Origin of the sequence: Saccharopolyspora sp., assembly GCF_017434145.1 — a bacterium.
GTDB classification, from domain to species: domain Bacteria; phylum Actinomycetota; class Actinomycetes; order Mycobacteriales; family Pseudonocardiaceae; genus Saccharopolyspora_C; species Saccharopolyspora_C galaxeae.
Window position 1 is genome coordinate 1 of record NZ_JAFRFW010000370.1, and the last position, 3,442, is coordinate 3,442.

The 3,442-nt window shown below is 68.4% G+C and carries 6 protein-coding genes; 3 read left to right on the forward strand and 3 right to left on the reverse strand.

The window, feature by feature from the left end; translation table 11 throughout:
• Nucleotides 1-58 precede the first annotated feature (58 nt).
• Nucleotides 59-415: a hypothetical protein gene (locus IJH84_RS10055; RefSeq protein WP_295143125.1), complete on the reverse strand. Its 357-nt coding sequence runs from the start codon at nt 413-415 to the stop codon at nt 59-61.
• 386 nt (nt 416-801) lie between these two features.
• Here IJH84_RS10055 and IJH84_RS10060 point away from each other — a divergent pair, with 386 nt between their 5' ends.
• Both IJH84_RS10060 and IJH84_RS10065 read left to right on the forward strand, forming a co-directional pair.
• Nucleotides 802-1,149 (forward strand): hypothetical protein, encoded by a 348-nt coding sequence (locus tag IJH84_RS10060; protein ID WP_295143127.1) that lies wholly within the window; start codon nt 802-804, stop codon nt 1,147-1,149.
• 150 nt (nt 1,150-1,299) lie between these two features.
• The gene (locus IJH84_RS10065; RefSeq protein ID WP_295143130.1) at nt 1,300-1,470 is read left to right on the forward strand and encodes a hypothetical protein; all 171 of its coding nucleotides are present in this window, start codon (nt 1,300-1,302) and stop codon (nt 1,468-1,470) included.
• Between the two features lie 37 nt (nt 1,471-1,507).
• Here the strand turns inward: IJH84_RS10065 and IJH84_RS10070 are convergent, their stop codons facing one another.
• Together IJH84_RS10070 and IJH84_RS10075 are read right to left on the reverse strand one after the other, a co-directional pair.
• Nucleotides 1,508-2,197: a class I SAM-dependent methyltransferase gene (locus tag IJH84_RS10070; protein ID WP_295143133.1), complete on the reverse strand. Its 690-nt coding sequence runs from the start codon at nt 2,195-2,197 to the stop codon at nt 1,508-1,510.
• 39 nt (nt 2,198-2,236) lie between these two features.
• Nucleotides 2,237-2,812, reverse strand: coding sequence for a hypothetical protein (locus IJH84_RS10075; RefSeq protein WP_295143135.1), 576 nt, complete (start codon nt 2,810-2,812; stop codon nt 2,237-2,239).
• Between the two features lie 396 nt (nt 2,813-3,208).
• Here IJH84_RS10075 and IJH84_RS10080 point away from each other — a divergent pair.
• Nucleotides 3,209-3,442, forward strand: a 234-nt coding sequence (locus IJH84_RS10080) for an acyl-CoA dehydrogenase family protein (protein WP_295143138.1), incomplete at its 3' end; no start/stop codon positions are given.

Here is a 3,442-nt window from a genome sequence, read left to right on the forward strand (position 1 = left end):
ATCCCCGCCGACGTCGAGCGGCCCGAGGCCTGCGGCCCGGGGCGCTCGATCGTCCGGGTCAGCGGCGCAGGGCCTTGATGACCAGCTGGCCGATGACCAGGTACACCAGCGCGGCGAGACCGTAGTTGAGCACCACGCCGAGCAGCGCGTCGTCCGGTGTGAACACGTCGCCGAGGCCGAGCACGAACACCTTCGCCGCCCCGTAGACGAACGAGACGAACTCGTTGCCCTGGTTCGCGTCGAAAACGACGAACACGATGTGCAGCGCGAAAATGGTGGCGATCGCACCGGTCACCACGCGCACGACGTTGGCGAGCGCTTCCGAGCCATCGCGTCCGCGGCGGCCGCCGTAGTCGCCGTGCGGAGGCTGCGGCGGATAGTGCGGGGAGTGCGGATCTTGCGGGTGATAGCTCATCGCCGGGATTGTGAGAGCTCGGTTCGATCAGTTGCAAGGCGTCTTGCGCGTTACTTTTTGAGAGCACCGCCACAAATGAATATGAGAACTCTTCGGAATCGATGGCTTGGTTTATGTTGGTAGCTACAAGCAACTTACGGTGCTATCGGCATTGATTCGCAGAAGTTATCGAATCGTTTTCCCCGATGTGGGGCTCGCCCTATTTCTGCACCGCTTCCGTTGTCAGGATTGCCGTCCGCATGGTCGGGGTCCGGAAACTGAATCCAGCCGTTCCGCGCGGCAGCGCAGCCGCGCCCCGCCGAGCACGTCGACATGGCCTGCGCACAGCACGTTTCGCAGGTGGCGGTCCATGTCCGGCATGCCTCGCGAGGCGAAGGGAGTAGCACGTGAGCGACACCGACACCCCGAATCCGCACAGCAAAGACCTGGAACAGGCGCTGCGCGTATTCGAAGCCAGATTGGCCGAGATCGCCCCGGACGGGCAGCGGCACGCGAGCCCGGACGCCGATGACGAGCGCCTGCACGAACTGCGATCGATCGTGATCCGCCGGGCCGAAGCGCTGCCGAGCGCCGTCTGGCCGCGCGCCAAGTGCGAACATTGCACGGGACAACGCGAAGTCGAGGCGCTCCAAGCGCGCTACACCGATGGCGCCGCGGCACCGCAATTCGATTCCCGCCCCCGCACGTGCCCGAAGTGCTGGGGAACCGGGCTCACCTTGAACTGCCCCGGTTAGCGGCGCCGTGCAATGGCACTCGCGCTCCGCCCGCGGCAGCACCGGACAGGCGAACGGTTCCGAGCTTCCGGGCATGGCGCCGCCAGACGCAGCGGACTCGCCGACCCGGGCGGCTCCGCCGACCACCACGACCGCGCGAAGGGACGCCGCGTGAGCAAGGACAGGAATGCCGCCGACGACCTGGACCGCCGGGTACCGCAGGCATCCGAAGGCGCCCGGATCGACCGGCAACTGTCCTGGTCGGGACAGATCTCGCCGCCCGAGCCGAGCCGCGACCTCGAGCTGATGGAGCGCGTGTACGGCCGGTTGCGCGACCGCTGACCCGGCGGTGCCGCTTCGACTCGGCGGTGCCGCAGCTTCAGAGCTCGCCGAGTCTCCCGCCGACCCGTTCCAGCACCCGCAGCGAGCCGGTCGCGCGGTGTTCGCGGTAGTTCCCGCCGTCCAGGGCCCGGCGGTAGATGCGGTACGGCGCTTGGCCGCCGTCGTCCGGGTCGGGGAACACGTCGTGGATCACCAGCGCGCCGCCGGGGTTGATCCACGGCGCCCAGCCCTCGTAGTCGGCGTTGGCGGCGGCGTCGGTGTGCCCGCCGTCGATGAACACCAGGTTCAGCGGGCTGCGCCAGAAGGCGGCGGTGGCGGGGGAGCTGCCGACGATCGCGACGACTTCGTCCTCCAGCCCGGCGCGGGCGATGGTGGATCGGAACTCGCCCAACGTGTCCAGCCGCCCGACCTGCGGGTCCACCAGGTCCGGATCGTGGTACTCCCAGCCGGGCTGGTGCTCCTCGGACCCCCGGTGGTGATCGACCGTGACGACGCGACCGCCGGTGGCGCGGGCCGCCGCGCCGAGGTAGACCGTCGATTTCCCGCAGTACGAACCGATTTCCGCCGCTAGCCCGGTTCCCAGGAACTCCGCGGCCGCCCGGTGCAGCGCCAACCCCTCGTCCGCCGGCATGAACCCGGTGGCCTGCTCGGCGACCGCCAGCAGGTCCGGCGGCATCGGCGGTTCCGCACTCGCTCGGTCGCCGGGTGTCGGGTCGGTGTTGGTCACTGCGGCTCCTCCGGAAGACGACGTCGACTCGACAGCTTCTCAGGGAGTGCCCTGCCGTTCGGTGACGCGGGTCCGTTCGGCTGCGGAGAGGGTGAACTCGACGCTGGAGTCGTCCGGCCAGCGCAGGTTCCCTTTGACGACTTGCAGCTTCGGCCGCTGATCGCCGGTGACTCGCCACAGGACCCGCGGTCCTTGCTCGTCGTCGGCCTTCAGCAGGGCCACCTGTGAATGGGACCAGGCCAGCCACGCATCGCCCGCTGCCTCCCGCACCGCATCCGCGAACGAAAGGGCAGCGCACGATTCCTCGCCGCGGACCGTCAACTTGTTCTTGCTGTGGTCCGGGAGGTCATGACTGTCATCGAGGAGAATGTTGGCGATCATCCAGAAGATGAGTCTGCCGAGCAATGTCAGCGTCAGAAACACTTTGCGCGCCGCCCACCGCACGTTCTCGGTGCCGCGCGGTGTTCCATCCGCTCGCCGGCCCGGCACATGGCAGACCACCGATCGAGCACCAACATGCACGACCGAGGTCGACTCACCGGCAAGCTCCCCGGCCACCTGGCGAACCTGTTGACGCTGCTGCTCGAAATCTCGGTTCTTGGAGGTGCGGGTCATATCGACTGCTGATTTCCATCCGAGGGGGTCGAAGACGTCGAGAGCGAGCAAGAAAACCGATCGCCGCTGGTCAGCTCGTGCTTTTCGCCGGCTTCAGCTGCCCGGCGCGTTGTTCGCGGTGGTGATGTCGCCCGCTGCGCGGTCCGGATCGTTGACCAGTTGCGCCAGTTGCACCCGGTAGCCGCCCGGCACGAAATCCCCCCTCGGATGATCATTGCCCGGGCAACGTCGCACCCGCCCGGCCCGCGCGGGGCGGGACGGGACGAAGGCTCAACGCCCGGACTCGAGTCGGCTGCTGCGGGTTCGCGGCGCTGGTGGAGATGGGCAGCGGAGGCCGGCTCTGGCCCATCTAGAACTTGTTCTATTACGCTGCTGCTCCGGCGGACAGGAGGCGCTATGGCGATCGCGATCACCGAGGTGCAGCAGGACGTGCGGGAGTCGGTCCGGGCTTGGTCGCAGGAGCTCGACACCGCCGGGATCAGGGAGGGCGGGTGTCCGGCGCCGGGCCCCTGGTGGAAGGGGCTCGCCGAGATCGGCGTGTTCTCGATCGCGTTGCCCGAGGCGGTCGGCGGCGCCGGTGCGGGAGTCGCCGATCTCGCGGCAGCGCTGGAAGCGGCGGCTGAGGCGCTG